At 59.2% G+C, this 16259-nt stretch carries 12 protein-coding genes and 2 pseudogenes; 9 read left to right on the forward strand and 5 right to left on the reverse strand.

From position 1 onward, the window contains the following. Nucleotides 1-125: 125 nt before the first annotated feature. Complete coding sequence (locus AMB_RS03320; RefSeq protein ID WP_050750616.1) at nt 126-791, forward strand: hypothetical protein; 666 nt, start codon at nt 126-128, stop codon at nt 789-791. Nucleotides 792-1028: 237 nt separating this feature from the next. Continuing rightward, a protein-coding gene (locus AMB_RS03330; protein WP_148207278.1) for an IS3-like element ISMamg1 family transposase occupies nt 1029-2194 on the forward strand; the annotation gives its coding sequence in 2 pieces (ribosomal slippage) (nt 1029-1281 and nt 1281-2194; 1167 coding nt in all). A gap of 28 nt (nt 2195-2222) precedes the next feature. Here AMB_RS03330 and AMB_RS03335 read toward each other — a convergent pair. Then, nucleotides 2223-3070, reverse strand: a pseudogene (locus tag AMB_RS03335) (IS3 family transposase); the annotation flags it as partial. 316 nt (nt 3071-3386) lie between these two features. Between AMB_RS03335 and AMB_RS03345 the strand changes: the two are divergent. Further along, complete coding sequence (locus AMB_RS03345; protein WP_158303920.1) at nt 3387-7379, forward strand: hybrid sensor histidine kinase/response regulator; 3993 nt, start codon at nt 3387-3389, stop codon at nt 7377-7379. On the opposite strand, the gene AMB_RS03350 is transcribed toward AMB_RS03345, so the two are convergent. From AMB_RS03350 to AMB_RS03360, 4 genes are all read right to left on the reverse strand, one after another. Further along, a complete protein-coding gene (locus AMB_RS03350; RefSeq protein ID WP_011383094.1) occupies nt 7372-8124 on the reverse strand; it encodes a response regulator in 753 nt (250 codons plus the stop codon). The genes AMB_RS03345 and AMB_RS03350 overlap by 8 nt on opposite strands. Nucleotides 8125-8249: 125 nt before the next feature. Beyond that, nucleotides 8250-8600, reverse strand: a complete 351-nt coding sequence (locus AMB_RS23900; protein WP_083763421.1) for a PilZ domain-containing protein — start codon at nt 8598-8600, stop codon at nt 8250-8252. Between the two features lie 18 nt (nt 8601-8618). Then, entirely contained in the window at nt 8619-9752 is a 1134-nt protein-coding gene (locus tag AMB_RS03355) for a response regulator (protein WP_148207279.1), read from the reverse strand. 54 nt (nt 9753-9806) lie between these two features. Then, complete coding sequence (locus tag AMB_RS03360; RefSeq protein ID WP_043743316.1) at nt 9807-10109, reverse strand: hypothetical protein; 303 nt, start codon at nt 10107-10109, stop codon at nt 9807-9809. A 356-nt stretch (nt 10110-10465) separates the two neighbouring features. Here AMB_RS03360 and AMB_RS26250 point away from each other — a divergent pair. The 6 genes and pseudogenes from AMB_RS26250 to AMB_RS03385 all read left to right on the forward strand — a co-directional run. Then, nucleotides 10466-10783, forward strand: a pseudogene (locus AMB_RS26250) (Arm DNA-binding domain-containing protein); the annotation flags it as partial. An 87-nt stretch (nt 10784-10870) separates the two neighbouring features. Next, nucleotides 10871-11803 carry a tyrosine-type recombinase/integrase gene (locus AMB_RS03365; protein WP_231849062.1) on the forward strand — a complete coding sequence of 311 codons (933 nt, stop codon included), beginning with the start codon at nt 10871-10873 and terminating at the stop codon, nt 11801-11803. Continuing rightward, complete coding sequence (locus AMB_RS03370; protein ID WP_043743318.1) at nt 11803-12486, forward strand: hypothetical protein; 684 nt, start codon at nt 11803-11805, stop codon at nt 12484-12486. The genes AMB_RS03365 and AMB_RS03370 overlap by 1 nt, the downstream gene beginning before the upstream one ends. Nucleotides 12487-12640: 154 nt before the next feature. Beyond that, entirely contained in the window at nt 12641-12820 is a 180-nt protein-coding gene (locus AMB_RS03375) for a helix-turn-helix domain-containing protein (protein ID WP_197531974.1), read from the forward strand. A gap of 11 nt (nt 12821-12831) precedes the next feature. Next, nucleotides 12832-14040: a hypothetical protein gene (locus AMB_RS03380; RefSeq protein ID WP_148207280.1), complete on the forward strand. Its 1209-nt coding sequence runs from the start codon at nt 12832-12834 to the stop codon at nt 14038-14040. 113 nt (nt 14041-14153) lie between these two features. Next, nucleotides 14154-16115, forward strand: a complete 1962-nt coding sequence (locus AMB_RS03385; protein ID WP_158303921.1) for a hypothetical protein — start codon at nt 14154-14156, stop codon at nt 16113-16115. The last annotated feature ends 144 nt before the right edge of the window (nt 16116-16259 follow it).

Raw genomic sequence — 16259 nt, forward strand, 5'->3', positions numbered from 1 at the left:
GGATGGCGTTCATCCATAAATTTACGGCAATTCATCCCAAAAAATTATCAAGATTTGGATGCCGCCTGAACCCGGTCAGGCATAACGTCTGGGGCATCAAGATAACTGCGGATTAGAAGGCCATCATGAACACATCGAATGCACTCTCCCACCTGTTCCAGCGCAACGCCCGCATCGCTCGCCACCAGATATTCGGTAGCGATGATCCGATGCCCATCAATCTTCAGGACGATGCGCGGACGATGTTCGCGGGCTATGTTGGCGGCAGCTACCGGCCAGGGGGTATTGTCCTGCTTGCGGTCAATCCTGGCGGCGGAGGGGATGCCTACCAACAGACGGCCGAGGACGTTGTGTTCTATCCTCTGCTCAAGGCGTTCCGGGATTGCGCTCCGGAAAAAGCCGAAGCTCTGTTCGGGCGGATCAACGATGAATTTGCCTCGGTTCTGCCCCGATGGAATTTGTGGCGTATCCTCAAGCCTACCCTGGATGCCGCCGGTGTCGGTCTCGATGAAGTGGCTTACCTGAATGCAGTTCCCTATCGCACCCGAGAAAATAGGGTGCCCAAGCTTCATGCGAAGGAAGCCGCTTGGCGGATGGTCACCGGCCCCACCCTGGACGCACTTCGGCCGGGATTGCTGATCGCCCTGGGAAACAAGGCGGGCGACGTAATGACCCGGCTTTACAATGGGTCGGCCAGCACGGAGTGTGTCCCCAGAACCAATGGCGACAGCTACATCTCTGACGGTGCAAAGTCAGCCCTGAAGCGAATCGCCTGTCTTCGAAGCGCCTGACGGCACGGATATCTACTTCACGTCGTAAACGGGCCTGCTGTGATGAGTTGGCTGGGGGTTGGCCGCTGCATGTTGCAATGGAATATGCGCGGCCGCCCCCGAATGTCCACCTTGGGCGCAAACGCGCCCCTGTTCTCGGCAGGTTTTGACACGTAACATGCAAAGGCCGCTCCTGACCTGTTCCCCTCGAATGTAGCCAGTTTGAGGTAGAGTCCGTCCCATCAAGGAGACGGAACGATGAAGCGTAGCCGGTTCAGCGAGGAGCAGATCATCGGCATCCTGAAGGAGCAGGAGGCCGGTCAGGCGACAGCGGATGTGTGCCGCAGGCACGGCATATCGAGCGCAACCTTCTACAAATGGAAGGCCAAGTACGGCGGGCTGGAGGTGTCGGAGGCCAAGCGGCTAAAGGCGCTTGAGGACGAAAACGCTCGGCTGAAGAAACTGCTGGCCGAAGCCATGCTCGACAACGCCGTGCTGAAGGAAATTTCCTCAAAAAAATGGTGACGCCCGCCGCCAGGCGGATCGTCGTCGCCCATGTCCGAGAATTGTTCGGACTGAGCGAGCGTCGGGCGTGTTTGATTGTGGGGATTTCCCGGCGAGTGATGCGGTATCGGTCGTGTCGTCCCGACGACGCGCCGATCCGGGCGCGATTGCGCGAACTGGCGGCAGAGCGTCGCCGGTTCGGCTTCCGACGTCTGGGCATCCTGCTATCCAGGGAAGGCGTGGCGATGAACCGTAAGAAGCTGCTGCGGCTGTACCGCGAGGAGAAGCTGGCGGTGCGCCCAAGGCGTGGCCGCAAGCGAGCCCTGGGTTGCCGGGCCCCAATGGCGATCCCGCAGGGGCCGAACCAATACTGGTCGCTGGATTTTCTGTCCGACGCCTTCACCGACGGCCGCAGGTTCCGCATCTTTGCCGTGGTGGATGATTTTACCCGTGAGTGCTTGGCGCTGGTCGCCGACACTTCGCTGTCCGGTGTCCGTGTCGCCCGGGAGTTGGATGGTCTGATCGCCGGGCGCGGCAAGCCGCAGATGATCGTCAGCGACAACGGCACCGAGTTCACCAGCATGGCCATGCTGCGCTGGAGCCAGGATCACCGGGTGGAATGGCATTACATCGCACCGGGCAAGCCCATGCAGAACGGCTTCGTCGAGAGCTTCAACGGCAAGCTACGCGATGAATGCCTCAACGAGACGCTGTTTGGCTCGATCAATCATGCTCGGGCCGTCCTGGCGGACTGGAAGGAAGATTACAGCCATGTGCGGCCCCACACCGCCTTGGGCGGCATCGCCCCAGCGCAGGCCGCCGCACGAGCGCGAGCGCAATGTGGGCCGGGGCATGCCCCGGCCCACATTGCCATCACCGCCCATTTCGGGCATCACGGGGAGACGGGGCTCTACCTCTGACTGGGATCAATCAGGGGAACAGGTCAGGGAACAGGTCAATGGCCTTGCTGGTAAATTCCGGACCATTGTCCGTGACGATCTCCTCGGGGAGGCCATGCAAAGCGGCCAACTGATCGAGCAGGCGGGTTACCCGCTCACCCGAGATCGACAGGTCGACCAACTGGCCGGGACTTTCCCTTGTGTGTTCGTCGACAATGTTGAGGACCCGGAAGCGGCGGCCCGAGCACAGGCTGTCGGAAACGAAGTCCATCGACCAACGCTGATTGCGCCGCTCCGGCGCCGCCAGTGGCACGCGCTCCCGGCCCGCCAGCCGTTTGCGCTTCTTGGTCCGCACCGCCAGCTCCTCGTCGCGGTAGAGGCGGTATGTTCGCTTGTGATTGATCACCAGCCCCTCCCGGCGAAGCAAAACATGCAGGCGCAGATAGCCGTAGCGACGATGCCCGCCGGCCAGGTCCTTCAGCCTGTCCCGGACCGGGCCGTCGTCGCGGTGGCGATGCCGATACCGCGCCACCGAACGGTGAAGGCCCACGAGGTTGCAGGCGCGGCGCTGGCTGATGCCCTTTTCCGACATCAGCCAGCATCCGACTTCCCGCAACGCCGTGGGCGTCACCATTTTTTTCCGAGGACTTCCTTCAGCAGGACATTGTCCAGCATGGCGTCCGCCAACAGCTTCTTCAGCCGCGTGTTTTCGTCTTCCAACGCCTTCAGCCGCTTGGCCTCCGACACCTCCATACCCCCATACTTGGATTTCCAGCGGTAGAAGGTCTGCTCAGAGACACCGTGCTTGCGGCATACCGATACGGCGGGCATCTCCCCCGCCTCGGCTTCCTTCAGGATGCCGATGATCTGTTCCTCGCTAAATCGACTGCGCTTCATTTGAGTTCCCCTGTTTCCTTCAGGTTATGGGAACTCACTCTCCGCGTGGACCGGTTTCAGGGGGGAAGGTCACATCTTTAACAATCGGGCGATTTCCGCCGCATTGATCTCGCACTTGCCGGTTTCCCCGCCGACGCGGGGCGGTGACCGGGACCAATCAAGGGGAACTGGGCGCGCAAAAATAAACGACAGGCAAAACATATGGATAGCCGTTCACATTGCCGTGCGCCAATCCATGCTTGGCTGGAGCCTACGGACTGAAGCGGCTACCTTTGCGCGGCAGGCACCATTCCTGGGGGACCGCGTGGGAAGATTCTTGTTGCTGTCGCTCGGTTTGTTTCTTGTTGTCGGGGCATTTTTCTGCCCCGCCCGTGCCGAGGCGCCGAGGCAGGGTGAGGTGGTCGTTCCGCCGGTCTTCAGCCACCTGACTCCCGCAGACGGTTTACCCTATCCGGTCGCGCTAGGCGTCGCCCAAGACCGGCATGGATTTATCTGGGCCGCCACGCCCGGCGGGGCCGCCCGCTGGGACGGCTATCGAATGACGGTCTTTCGTCACGACAGTAACGATCCCAAGTCCCTGCCTGAAAATATCGTCACCAACGCCCTGACGGACGAGCACGGCCAAGTTTGGCTGGGCACCGCATCGGGACTCATCGTCCGCTATGATGACAACGTTCAGGGGTTCACGACCTTTCGCGATGACCGCGGGGTGGGGCTCGGCCGCCCCAACGCCATGGCGGGTGACGGCCGAGGCGGCATTTGGGTCGCCAGCAGGCTGGCGCTGGCGCGCCTTGATGTCGCGACCAAGGTCTGGCGGCGCGAGACGGGCATCCCCGCCGGAGATGTCGGCAGCGTCATGGTGGACCGGTCCGGGCGGCTATGGGCCGGCACGGTCGCCGGGCTGATGCGGCAACGGGAGGATCGGCAATCCTTCGAGCCGTTGACGATGCCAGGCGAAACCACGAAAGACATGGTCTCGGCCATATTCGAGGGACACGACGGTACCATCTGGTTCGGAACCAGACGGGGACGGGTGGGCAAGGTCCTGCCCAACGGAGAGGTTGAGCTTGAGGCAGCACTCCCTCCGTCGGGGCACCGCGTCACCGCCTTTGCGGAGCCAAGGCCGGGCATCCTATGGGTCGGCCAATATGGTGGCGGCATTTACGAGTTGCGGGCGGCGTCGCACATGATCCGGTCGTTCACGCACGACCCGGCGATCGCCACCGGGCTGGGGGACAATTCGGTGACCGGCCTGCTGGTCGATCGGTCCGGCCTTGTCTGGGTCAGCACTCTGCGCGGAGTCCATCGCCATATTCCCGGCAACGACAGCATTCTGACCCTCGTTGCCGACAAACACGGGGGGCTGCCGGGGCCGGATGTGCGAAGCGTCGCCGCCAGCGCCGACGGGGCCATGTGGCTGGGGTTGCGTGCCGAAGGTCTGGCCTTGGTGGACAGAACCGCCAACGTCATTCGGACCATCCCGTCGGGTGGGCAACCGGACGAACTCCCCCCCGGCGCCAACCAAGCTATCGCGGAGACCGCCGACGGCATGGTGTGGGCCGGTCAATTCAGCGGCCTTTTTCGGATCGACACGGCAAGCGGCAAAGCCGGCCGGTATGAACCGCTTGATGGTTCGAACATTCTCGCCCTGCGCCCAGAACGGGACCATTTGTGGGCCGGCGGCTCCATGGGCCTAGCGCGAATCGATCCTGGCAGCACGGAACTGCCCAAAATTTTTCACTTCGATGGGGAGAACCGGGCCAGCCTCAGCGACAACTCTGCGCAAACATTATTCCGCGATAGTGCCGGCAGGCTGTGGGTGGGCACATGGAAGGGGCTGAACTTGCTGGAAGACGAGGAAATCGGCCGCTTTCGCCGTTTCCTGAACGACCCCGAAGACCCGGAAAGCCTGCCCAGCGACATCGTCAATGGCATTTGCGAGGACCGCCGGGGTCGCATTTGGGTTGCTACGGCCAACGGGATCGGCGTCTTTGACCCGCAACAACCTGGGAAAACCCGCTTTACCCGCTTGGGGCGCCACCACGGCTTGCCCAGCGGCACGGTTCTGTCCGTGATCGCCCGCGAAGACGGCGGTATCGTCGCGGGAACCGGAGACGGCCTGTCGCTGGTCGACCAAGAGACCTTTACCGTTCGAACGTTCGGACCTGCGGAGGGGATGCACGTCCGCACGTTCTGGGCCGGGTCGGCGACGCGTCTGGCCGACGGAACCTTGGGCCTGGGCGGGTTCGGCGGGTTGGCCATGCTCCGCCCTGGGCCTCTCGCCGGCTGGAATTTCCGCCCGCCGGTGATGGTCACGGAATTGCGTATCGGCGGCCAGGTGGTTCCGCCCACCGACAACATTGTCGTCCGTCCGGAAGAGGGGGGCTTTCAGGTGGATTTCTCGGCGCTGGACTTTTCCGCCCCCGAGAGCAATCGCTACGCCTATCGGTTGGTCGGTAATGACGCGGAATGGGCGCATGTCGATGCGCATCACCGCACCGCCGGCTACACCCACTTGCCCCCCGGGTCCTTCCGCCTGGAATTGCGTGCCAGCAACAGCGCCGGCGTTTGGAACGATCCGCCCACTTCCCTCAACGTGCGCATCTTGCCGGAATGGCATCAGACCCTGTGGTTCCGGGTTCTGGCCAGCGCAGCCGTCCTTGCGACGCTTTTCGCCGCCGAACGGGCGCGAAGGGCATATCATTGGCGTCGCGAGCAATATCTGAACGACCAGATCGCAACCAAGACTGCGGAAGCCGAGGCCGCCAAGATGTGGGCATTGGCGGGCGAGGAGGAAGCGCACAGGGCGAAGGAGGCCGCGGAAGCGGCCGCCCAATTGAAATCCCGCTTTCTCGCCATTATCGGACACGAAATCCGCACGCCTCTCAACGGGCTGCTGGGCATGCTGCAATTGCTCGACGTGCGGGGGCTGGAGCCCGGACAGCGTGAGTTGCTTGTGACCGCGAAAGACGCCGGAGAGACGCTGCGGGATCTCGTCGAAAGTGTTCTTGAATATGGCCGCGACGGCGCGAGACGCGCGGAAATTACCCTCAAGGACACCGAGCTGCGCCTCCTTGCCAACGAAATTATGGGATTGGTTCGTCAGCAGGCAGAGCTAAAGAGCATCGCCCTCACACTCCGGATTGAGCCGGAAGGGGCCATTTGGGTCCGTTGCGACCCGATCAGGCTGTCGCGCATCCTGATCAATTTGCTGGGCAATGCCGTCAAGTTCACCGAGCGCGGAGAGGTTGCGCTGAATATTGCTGCAGTCCCCGAGAACCATCGGAGACGCTTGACCATAGAGGTCAAGGATACCGGCATCGGCATTGCGCCAGACCTTCGCGACGCCATCTTCGGTGATTTCATCCAGGCGGACGATACCATCACCCGCAAATATGGCGGCGCCGGATTGGGATTGGCCATTTCCAGGCGGATGGCCGAGCATATGGGCGGTGAGTTGAGCGTTGAGAGCACGCTTGGCATGGGCAGCAAGTTTCGCCTGACCTTGCTGGCGGATGCGGGAGAGGCTCCTGTTCCGGGCAAGGACACGCCCCCTCAGCCGACCGACAGCCTTCACGTCCTGGTGGTGGACGATGACGAGATCAACCGCCGAGTTGCGGCACTTCTGCTGTTGAACCTTGGCCACGCCCCGGTTGTGGTCACCAATGGGGAAGATGCGATCGCCACGCTATCGGCCGGCACAGCCATTGATGCAATCCTGATGGATATTCGGATGCCGAAGATGGATGGCATGGAAACCACCCGCAGGATTCGGCGATGGGAAAAGGGGCGCGACAGCCGTATCCGGATCATTGCCATGACCGCCGACTTGACGGACGAAATTTGGCAGCAATGCGAGATCGCGGGCATGGATTGCGGATTGTCCAAACCAACCCAGCTGGATCGCTTGCGTCAGGCACTCGGCGCGCCGATGCAAAGCGACCCATCTGTCGACACGCGCCATGGGCCGGTGGACCTGGAATTCGTGAAAATGCAGATGGATACCCTTGGCCCGCGCGAGATGATCCGGTTGGCGCGCCTGTTCCAAGTGACCTCGCGCGGGTTGATCACGGATCTGAAGGCCGCAGCAGACCTCCTGGATCGGGGGAGGATTGAAGCTCTGGCGCACCGGCTTCGCAGCGCGACAGGCCCGCTTGGCCTTGTGGGCATAGCCGATCTGGCCGGGGAACTCGAAGCCAAAGCCGGCGTTGAGACGCAGGAGCAGCTCCGGGCGAAGGTAGCCCTTTTGCGCCAATCCCGACGGGCAAGCCTGAAAGGGTGGGCCAAACTGGCCCGGCAGATCACCTAGGATCAATCACTGCCCCAAAACGATAGCCGATGCCGGTGACGGTCACGATCAATGCGCTGCCGCCATCGGGATGAGCCAGTTTGCGTCGCAGGCGCGAAACCAGGGAATCCACGGTTCGCGCATCCCCCTCGCCACTCCGGCTGCTGACCACTTCGGCCAGGTAATCCCGATAAAGTGGGCGTCCTTCCGCTTCAACAAGCGCCGCCAGCAGGTCGAACTCGCCGCGGGTCAAGACGATCTGCTGGCCGGATTTGGACAATTCCCGCCGGGTAAGATCCAGGATATATGCTCCGAAGGCGACCACGTTGCGGCGCTCGACTTGCTCGCGATCAAGCTTGCGCCGCCGCAACAGCGCCCGCGAGCGGGCCATCAATTCGCGCAGATTGATTGGCTTTGTTACGTAGTCATCTCCCGCGACTTCCAATCCGACGACGCGGTCCAGTTCACTGTCCAGCTGCGTTACGAAGATGATGCCGACGGGGCTTTTCGCACGAATTTCCTGCGAGAAGCTGATGCCATTGGCATCGGGGAGGTTGATATCGACGAAAAGAAGGTCGACGTCACGATCCTTAAGCAGCACCCGGCATTCCGCCGCCGAAGCCGCTTCGCGGACCTCAAAGCCCTCGTTGGAGAAATACCGACCGATCATCGACCGTGTGACGGGGTCATCTTCCAACACGATCAGACTTGGACGCGCGTCCCCCCTCGCCGACCCGGTCGGCGCGCAACCGTCATCCGTGCCCATTCCTCATGTCCCATGCCCATTTCCCTCGTCATCATAATCCTGGCGCTGGGGCAGTACAAGCAGATGGGGGCAAAAAAATAACGGATACTGCACCTCGATCAGGAAAGCGGCAGAGTTGCCCGCAGCTATTTAGCGATGATATGTTTTTTTACTACAGGTGGTTCGGTTTCGGTAAGATTCGCGATGTGCACGACAATATATCGCAAAAGTCGAGAGCTGCAGGGCGCAATCGAGACGCCAACTCTTGGACCACACACATTGGCGACGCGGCACGTTGTGGAAATGGTGTCCGCAGCGTCCAGCACGGACGAAATCCTGACATTGATCTCTTGCCCACGCACAAATCCTTCGCCTTCGAAACTAAGCCCCCCAACAGAGATGTCGATGAATGGATGGATACATCCATTGACTTTCAGCACCAGGGTTTGCCCTGGGTAACGAACGGCCTGCCGCTGTTCCCAACGAGGCTGTCTCATGACGTCTCCCCCCGCGGCTCAGCCTGCCGCACTCTCTTCTGCCGACGACAGCAAAAGGTCGATGAAAAGGCGCAGCATTTGCGTGTCGAGATGGCTGCCCATCTCATCGTGCATGATCTTCAGGGCATTCTCCGGCTCCATCGGCGGCTTGTAGCAACGTCGGTCGGTCAGGGCGCTGAACACGTCGACGATCGCGGCCATGCGGGCAAGTTCATTGAGTTCCTTGCCCTTCAAGCCGTTGGGATAGCCGCTCCCATCCAGCTTCTCATGATGCTGCGCAGCAATCAGGCCGACGCCCTTGGGCATGGTCGGGCACTGGGTGATATAAGCGGCCGAACTGTCCACATGTCCGCGCATAACCGCGAATTCGTCATCAGTGAGACGGCCCGGCTTGTTCAGGACTTCGTGCGGAATGGACATTTTGCCGATGTCATGCAGCAGGCCCCCGCTTGAAAGCAGCAGAAGGTCCTCTCCCTTCAGCCCCATTGCATGGCCGAATAGCGACAGGAACGTCGCAACGCGCATGGAGTGCACATACGAGTAATTGTCGTGGCCGCGGACACCGTTCAGGATCGCCTTGAAGTCGTTTCGCTGCACCGCATCGACGAGCGGCGAACATGCCTCTCGGACGGCCACGTATTCCACAGCTTCGCCGCGATCGATCAAATCCGAGATGCCGTTGAACGTTTGCAATGCCGAGGTCAGGGCGTGGCGATGATAAAGCCCCAATCTCTTCCACCCGGCCTCTATCGAGTGGTTGACCAGAGAGGAGATCGTGGAGATCAGTTCGCTCCGGCGGAAGGGCTTTGATAGGATTGCGTCGCACCCCAATTCCTCGGCCGTGGAAAAGAGCTTGCTGTCCACCTTTCCCGAGGTGGCAATGATGCGGACCTCTTTCAGCGACGGCATGTTGCGAAGTCGTCTAATGGTCTCCCGTCCACCAAAGGGTTTCGCGCTCTCGTCCACCACCAGGGCCAGGGGCGGCTCGCGGCGCAGGTGCGGCACGGCCTCTCGCAGATCCTCGAAACAGGCGACGCGGTAAAAGGACGTCAGTGCCTGGCCGACCTGAAGGCGATGCTCCGCCATGCCATCAATGACGGCGACCAAAACCCGGGGGGCTGCCGCCGACGCGTCACGTCCGATCGCGCCCATGCCGGCCCTCCGCAAGAAGGCATACGTCAACAGATTGCCGCTCCGCCCCGGCAATCATTGAAGACCGCTATCGGCAAAGGCAAGACGGCACAGGATCTCATGTCTGTTGGCGCTTTTAAGCAAGCTGCAACGGGCCGCTATAGGGGGGGAGAATTGCTCCAGCACCACATCTCGCATGGCGCACCCCTCCATGGTGTAGAAATACAGGAGTTCGGCCGAGGCGTCCCAGCCCATCAGACGCATGATCGAGTCCAGGTTGTCCAGCTGCCTCCGGATTTTTCCCGGCAGTCGAACGCTATGGTCGAATGACAGAACCTGTCCGTCACAATCAATCCTGAGATCGATGTAAGTCTTCACAGTGCCCCCCGCCCAAGCCCCACGCCGGCAGCTTGCGTGCCCCGGCACCCACTTATCTAAGACAATGGTATGGACAGGATGTGGATGGGCTTGGGACGACGATGCACAATGTGACCTGCTGCCGGTTTGGTGGACACCGGGTGCCACATGGACGGCCTCGGTAGCGCCATTGCCGCACAGCGCAATCGGCGCTAACCCCTTGAAAAAGAAACCCCCCGGTTATGCACCGGGGGGTAAAGTCAAACAGGGAGGCTTCACGTCTAGGAGACTAAGAGCTATGTCTTTTTCGGTGAATTTTGGCGGACCATGGTGGATGGTCATGGATAGATCATCCACATGATATCTATTGAGTTTTCATGGATTGTGGCCCATGGTCATATTCGTGGTCATTCGCAGCAATACGCTGTCCGCCAGATAAAAACGGCCCACATACGGCCCATGGAATAATTCTAAATAGGTGTAGCTTGGCGAAGGCTCTTACAGACTCAGTGGTTAAAACCCTGAAGCCGGAACGTGGGGCAACGACGTGGCGCGAGATTTCGGACTCCGGCTGTCGCGGCCTGCGCCTGCGAGTGTCCCCTTCTGGGGAAAAGGTCTGGGCAGTCAAGGTCACTGTGGGTGCGCAGCGAGTTCGCCACACCATCGGGGCCTATCCGGCGGTAAGTCTGGGTGAAGCTCGGAAGCGTGCGGAAGCTTATCTTGCAACCGCCCGTGATGGTGCATCACCGGATGAATTGGATGCCCGGCAGAGAGCGGAGACAATGACCGTCACCATGGCTCATTCGGAATATATCGAGGCCATGCGTTCATCCCTGCGTGCCAGCACGATCAGTCTCAAGAAGACGATGTTCAAGACCCATGTTGAGGGCGCTTTGGGCAAACGCCTGATCCGTACAGTCCGCCGCTCTGATGTGGTGGACGTGGTGGGCGGTGTATCAGCCAAAGGCTTTCCCGTCCAAGCGAACCGGGTCTTCTCTGAAGTGATGGCGTTGCTCCGCTGGTGCGAGCAAAAGGGATACGTTGATGGCGTTCCGTCCGCTCGGAAAAAGGATGTGCGGGCGGCAACGGGGGGCGCAAAAGAACTGGCCCGCCGTCGCGTGTTATCCGAGGGTGAAATTATTGCCGTTTGGAATCTGACAGCCAACATGGGCGATCTTACCGGCGACTTTCTCCGCCTTTTGCTCCTGACCGGCCAGCGGCGCGATGAGGTGCGCTTAATGGTTTGGGGTGAAGTCGATATGGACGCCAGCTTGTGGACAATTCCCGCCAGCCGCTACAAGACGGGGTACTCACACACAGTGCCGCTGCCGAAGCAGGCCATGGACATTCTGCGCAGCCGCTGGGTGGAGGGCGCGACCGGCTATGTTCTGGCTGGTAGAGGGGAGAATAAGCCATTCAATGGGGCCGCCTCCGCTGTGCGTCGTTTGCGGAAGGAACTGGGGGGCAAAGCTGATTTCACTTTGCATGATATCCGACGCACTCTCCGCACCGGCCTTGCTCGGATGGGGATTGATGAGACGACTGCGGAAATGGTGATCGGCCACATTCCCCAGGGAATCGTAAAGGTCTATGACCAGCATGACCGCATGGAGGAGCGTAGGACGGCGCTCAAGCGGTGGGCTGAGTATGTTGAGCGCGTGGCTACAGTTGGAAGCAACGTGTTTGCCCTGCAAGCAACCAAGGGAGCAGGCTGATGCCATATCTCGATGGTTTGACGCCGGACAACGTTGGCGAGGGAAGCAGCCGCCTCACCGTTGCCTACTTAGAAGCGGTGATGCTCTTTCCAAACGATCCTGAACGGCAGGCCCGCGCCATGATGGCCGTTGATGTCTCGCTGGAAGTAGACAGGCATATTCAGCATCTCGGCCCCGATGAACTGGTTCCTGCGAGGGATATGGCGGCTTTGGTGGATAGCGTTCGCCGCGCCCCGAGGATTGAGGAATTCGCCTCCGTATCAAAGCAGGCGATGAATAGAGGGGTCTTTGCAGGCTATGTGGTTTTGCACGTCCTAGCGAGAAAGCAACTTTCTCCAAAAACAGCAACAATCGGACAGGCTATAAAGCTTGCAATTGAAGCGGGGTTTGGCGACTCTGCATCAAATTTTAACAAGAGCGTACGGAGCCAATTCATGGCTGTTTCCCATTTGTGGGCGGCATTTGTGATGCTAGCTCAAGAGAGGGAAGCAGAGTGGGCTTTTCCCTGTAGATTAGATTCAATCCCATACTTCCTGGCCACAGCCGAGGTTATAAGACGGGAGGGAGAAAGTTTTAAGCCTCCGCAAAGCAATTCCACCCTTCTTAATCCCTCGATATCGCTGAAGGTGCCCGAAGGCATCGCACTGCCCCAGATACAGCCTCTCGTATTCGAGAGACTTTGAAGCTTCCCTGCTCAAATCGCCCCATCTGCGAGTGAGCGCGCAATCCTTTATACCGGCGGGTGCAGAGGACTTTGTTCCTGCATATTCGGTTGTTGATGAACGGGGCGGATGAATGTGAATAATGCGGTGCCATCACGTACTAGCGAGGTGGCCCATGAAAACCGAGACTACTACCCCCATTCTTGTTGCGCCCAAATACGCTTGCCTGCTTCTTGGCGTCGGCAACACTCATCTTTACAAGTTGATCAATCAGAAGAAGCTTGATGTTGTGAAGATCGGGAAATCGACTCGTATCACGATGGAGAGCATTCGTGTCCTGGCGGGTGTGCAGTGATGGGCGGGGGCTTGACCATCCTGCGGTCGTGTTCGGGGAAGGCCGCAACGAAGGTCTTCTGCCTCGACCATGCCGGGAAAGAAGTTTCTCTGCCGTATGGTAGAGAGATGTACTTCTCAGCCCAAACCGTTTCTGTCGCCTCCATCTATGAACTGGCGAGCTTGCTGACATCGCTGGAGTCTGATCGGTTAGCCTTTGTCGTTCGGGGAGAGCTTGCCCCAACAGCCAATTCCAACCGCACCAGAAGGTTGCTTCACTCCGGCCCGAAAGGGGAGGCCACGTTCCTGAGTTCGGCGCGGCCTTGGGTGATGATCGACATTGATGGCATCCCGCGCCCTCCTAACCTCGGTCATGATGGGCTGATTGAGTACCTGATCGGTCTGCTTCCTCCTGAGTTCCAAAATGTGACCTGCTACTGGCAATGGTCATCGAGCCAGGGCAGGAAGCCGGGCCTGCGCATCCATCTCTGGTTTTGTTTGAATAGGCCGATCCCTGATGCGGACCTTAAGCGGTGGGGCAATGCCGTCAATGCGGCTTGGAGCGATGCAGGCAACAGCGGCAAGCTTATCGACACCGCCCTCTTCAATGCGGTTCAGGCCCATTATACCGCCGCGCCGCTCTTTGAGGATGGCATTCAAGACCCTGTGCCGCGTCGCTCCGGCCTGCGTCACGGGCAGGTCGATGTTGTTGCCCTTGTTCTACCCGAGAAGGTCGAAAGGGCGCGCACAGACAGTGCTGGGAGTTCTCATGCGGGATTGGGTGTCCAAGGTCATCTCGATGCCATAGGGGGCGCCCGTGGTTTTCATGAGCCCATCAAGGCTGCCATTGGAGCCTATTATGCTTTGAATGGTGCGAACGCCAATCCAGATGCAATCAAATCCATGCTGCGTCATGCCATATCCAATGCCGACCCTAATGGACGGTCGGCGGCAGACATCGAACGCTATCTTTCAGACCGCTATCTTGATGATCTAATCGAGTGGGTTGCGGTGCGACAGGCAGAGGCAGAGGAAATTGTTGAACCGTCCTGGCCGTTGCCAACGCGTGGTATCCAGGCCATTGCCGCTGAGGTCGAGCTGCACATTGGTGCGTTTGCCATATCAACCCTCGTAAAGCCCGCCGATGGATCAAACCATCCGAGGCAGATCGGTATCATTGGCGACTGTGCGGCAGGCAAGACCCGCGCCATTATCAAGTGGAGCCACTTGCTATGGGGATAGCCCATTTCGCCCCCGGTCATGTTCAGACTGCTGATGTAGAGCAACGGTGGGGAGGCAAGGCCCAACGGTGGCTCGGCACCGACCAACCTGACCCATCGTCCACAGATGTTCGCATGTGCCGACGCAACGATACCATGTCGCTTGTGCTCAATGCTGGCGGCAAGCAGTCAGACTTATGTGGTTCAAGAGTGCGAGGATACTGCCCCCACCATGAGAGTGGGGACGGTGATCTATGCGGATATCGGCGGCAACATATCGTGGCGGCGGAGGGGCATGTTCAGCATTGGTGTTTCACGCATGCAAGTCTGCCGCATCCGATGCCGGAGCCTTTAAAGGGGCAAGGCTTTGATGAGGTCATCATTGATGAATCCCCAAAGGGGCAAGGCTTTGATGAGGTCATCATTGATGAATCCCCATGGCTGACAACGATGATTGGACATGAAAATATCTTGATTGATTCGTTGATTTCGAAAAAATGGATAATTCCTGACGCAGAGAGTGATTTTGTCGGCCTGCCGACCCATAGAACAAATCAGTTGCTGCAATATATTATTCAAGCGTTCTGCGCATCAGGAATTGGTCGGCTGCGCAAGTCATCTATGAAGATGATACGCTCGCTCGAGTGCAAAACCGTTATATATTATCTCTTGCGCACAAAAATTGAGATTGCCGACATAGTCACTCCCGAAATGTCCAAGGCTGCTGCCGAGAGGGCGCTGGAAGCGGCGAAGTCGCACAACGCCCTTCTGATGAAATTGAAGCAACTCCTTGAACTTGTTGTGCTGACGCTTGAGGGGCCAGGAGACGAATCGCCATATCTACAGGTGGCGGATGGCTCTTCCGTGACAATGATGTGGCGCAAAGACATCCATGAGGACTGGTATTCTCTGCCCATAGCGCATCTCGATGCCACCATGCAGCCAGAGATTGCCCGTCAGTGGCTGCCTGACCTGAGCATTAAATCGTACGCAGAGACAGCCATGGTCCCGGAAGGCGTCTATATCCGGCAAGTGCGTGACCAAGCCGTTTCATACACCATGATCCGGCCTGACGAAAATGCGAGCCCTCAAAACCAACAGACCCAGCGAAACAACTGTGCCTGCATCGCTCGGTTTTTGGAGGCCAAGGAGCATCAATATGCGGCTCAGAGAATGGTCGCCATTATGCCCAAGGGCACCGAGGCCGAGGTGCTGCGTACTTTCACCCCTTCTGCCAATACCGGAATAGCCCACTTTGGCAATATTCGTGGGTTCGATGGCTGGAATGGCGTGGGCTACGAGGTGATCATTGGTCGCCCACAGATCAAGCCATCCGATGCCGAGGAAATTGCGTGGGTTGTTTTTGGCAAGGTAGGGCAGTCTCTCAATGGAGAGAGGTACCCTGTGCGGGACTTCAAGCGGTTAATGGCTGACGGTACAGGCAGACATGCCAAACAGGTCTACCACCCAGACCCCTGTGCTGAGGCGGTGCGCTGGGCTCACACTGAAGGTGAATTGCTTCAGGTCATAGCGCGCGCTCGGCATGTTTGGCGTGATCCATCCAACCCACTCCAGATTGACATTGCCACCAATGTGCCGCTGCCTATTCCGGTGAATGAGTTAATTTCCTGGGATGACCTGATGGCCGAAGCCACCCCCCTGGCATTGATGGCGGCCCGAGGTATTATCCCCGACGATTGGAACGGGCGTGCGCTTGTTCTCTCAGATAAATTCCCCACTGTCGATGCAGCCAAGTCATGGGCGCACAGGAATGGCGCTATTGACTTCGTGGCAAACTCCAATAATAAGGTTACTATTGGAGAACGTCACGAAGTCAATATCAGACCCTACCGTTATCGAATTGCTGGGAAACGTCAGAGCAGCATCTTACATGCCCGGTCTGATATTTCTGATCCGCGAGCGGTTGCGGAAAAATATTTAGGCCCGTTGGACCGCTGGGAGTTGGTTCAGAAGTCTATCGAGGGATTGCCGCCCTCCCTGGTTCTCTCTCCGGTTCGCGGCGGTAGTGTTGTCGTGCCCTTGGGCTTTTCCATTCGGGGGCGACCGCTGGAGGAATTCATGCGTGCGGCGGCGTAAAAAGCAATTCCCGTTGCGCTGAATGGGGCCGAGCATCATTCTTTCGGTTCAGGCCAACGCCCAATGGGGGGTAGCGCATGAAGCATTTCGGCATATCCCCACCCGTACCGACCCGCCGTAACAGGCGGTGCATGCCATGGACGG

The organism is Paramagnetospirillum magneticum AMB-1, from assembly GCF_000009985.1.
GTDB lineage: Bacteria > Pseudomonadota > Alphaproteobacteria > Rhodospirillales > Magnetospirillaceae > Phaeospirillum > Phaeospirillum magneticum.

Bases quoted from the DNA above. Each gene is read 5' to 3' on its own strand.
- AMB_RS03320 (WP_050750616.1), top strand. From the start codon at position 126: ATGAACACATCGAATGCACTCTCCCACCTGTTCCAGCGCAACGCCCGC.
- AMB_RS03350 (WP_011383094.1), bottom strand. From the start codon at position 8,124: ATGGGCACGGATGACGGTTGCGCGCCGACCGGGTCGGCGAGGGGGGAC.
- AMB_RS23900 (WP_083763421.1), bottom strand. From the start codon at position 8,600: ATGAGACAGCCTCGTTGGGAACAGCGGCAGGCCGTTCGTTACCCAGGG.
- AMB_RS03355 (WP_148207279.1), bottom strand. From the start codon at position 9,752: ATGGGCGCGATCGGACGTGACGCGTCGGCGGCAGCCCCCCGGGTTTTG.
- AMB_RS03365 (WP_231849062.1), top strand. From the start codon at position 10,871: ATGACCGTCACCATGGCTCATTCGGAATATATCGAGGCCATGCGTTCA.
- AMB_RS03370 (WP_043743318.1), top strand. From the start codon at position 11,803: ATGCCATATCTCGATGGTTTGACGCCGGACAACGTTGGCGAGGGAAGC.
- AMB_RS03375 (WP_197531974.1), top strand. From the start codon at position 12,641: ATGAAAACCGAGACTACTACCCCCATTCTTGTTGCGCCCAAATACGCT.
- AMB_RS03385 (WP_158303921.1), top strand. From the start codon at position 14,154: ATGTGCCGACGCAACGATACCATGTCGCTTGTGCTCAATGCTGGCGGC.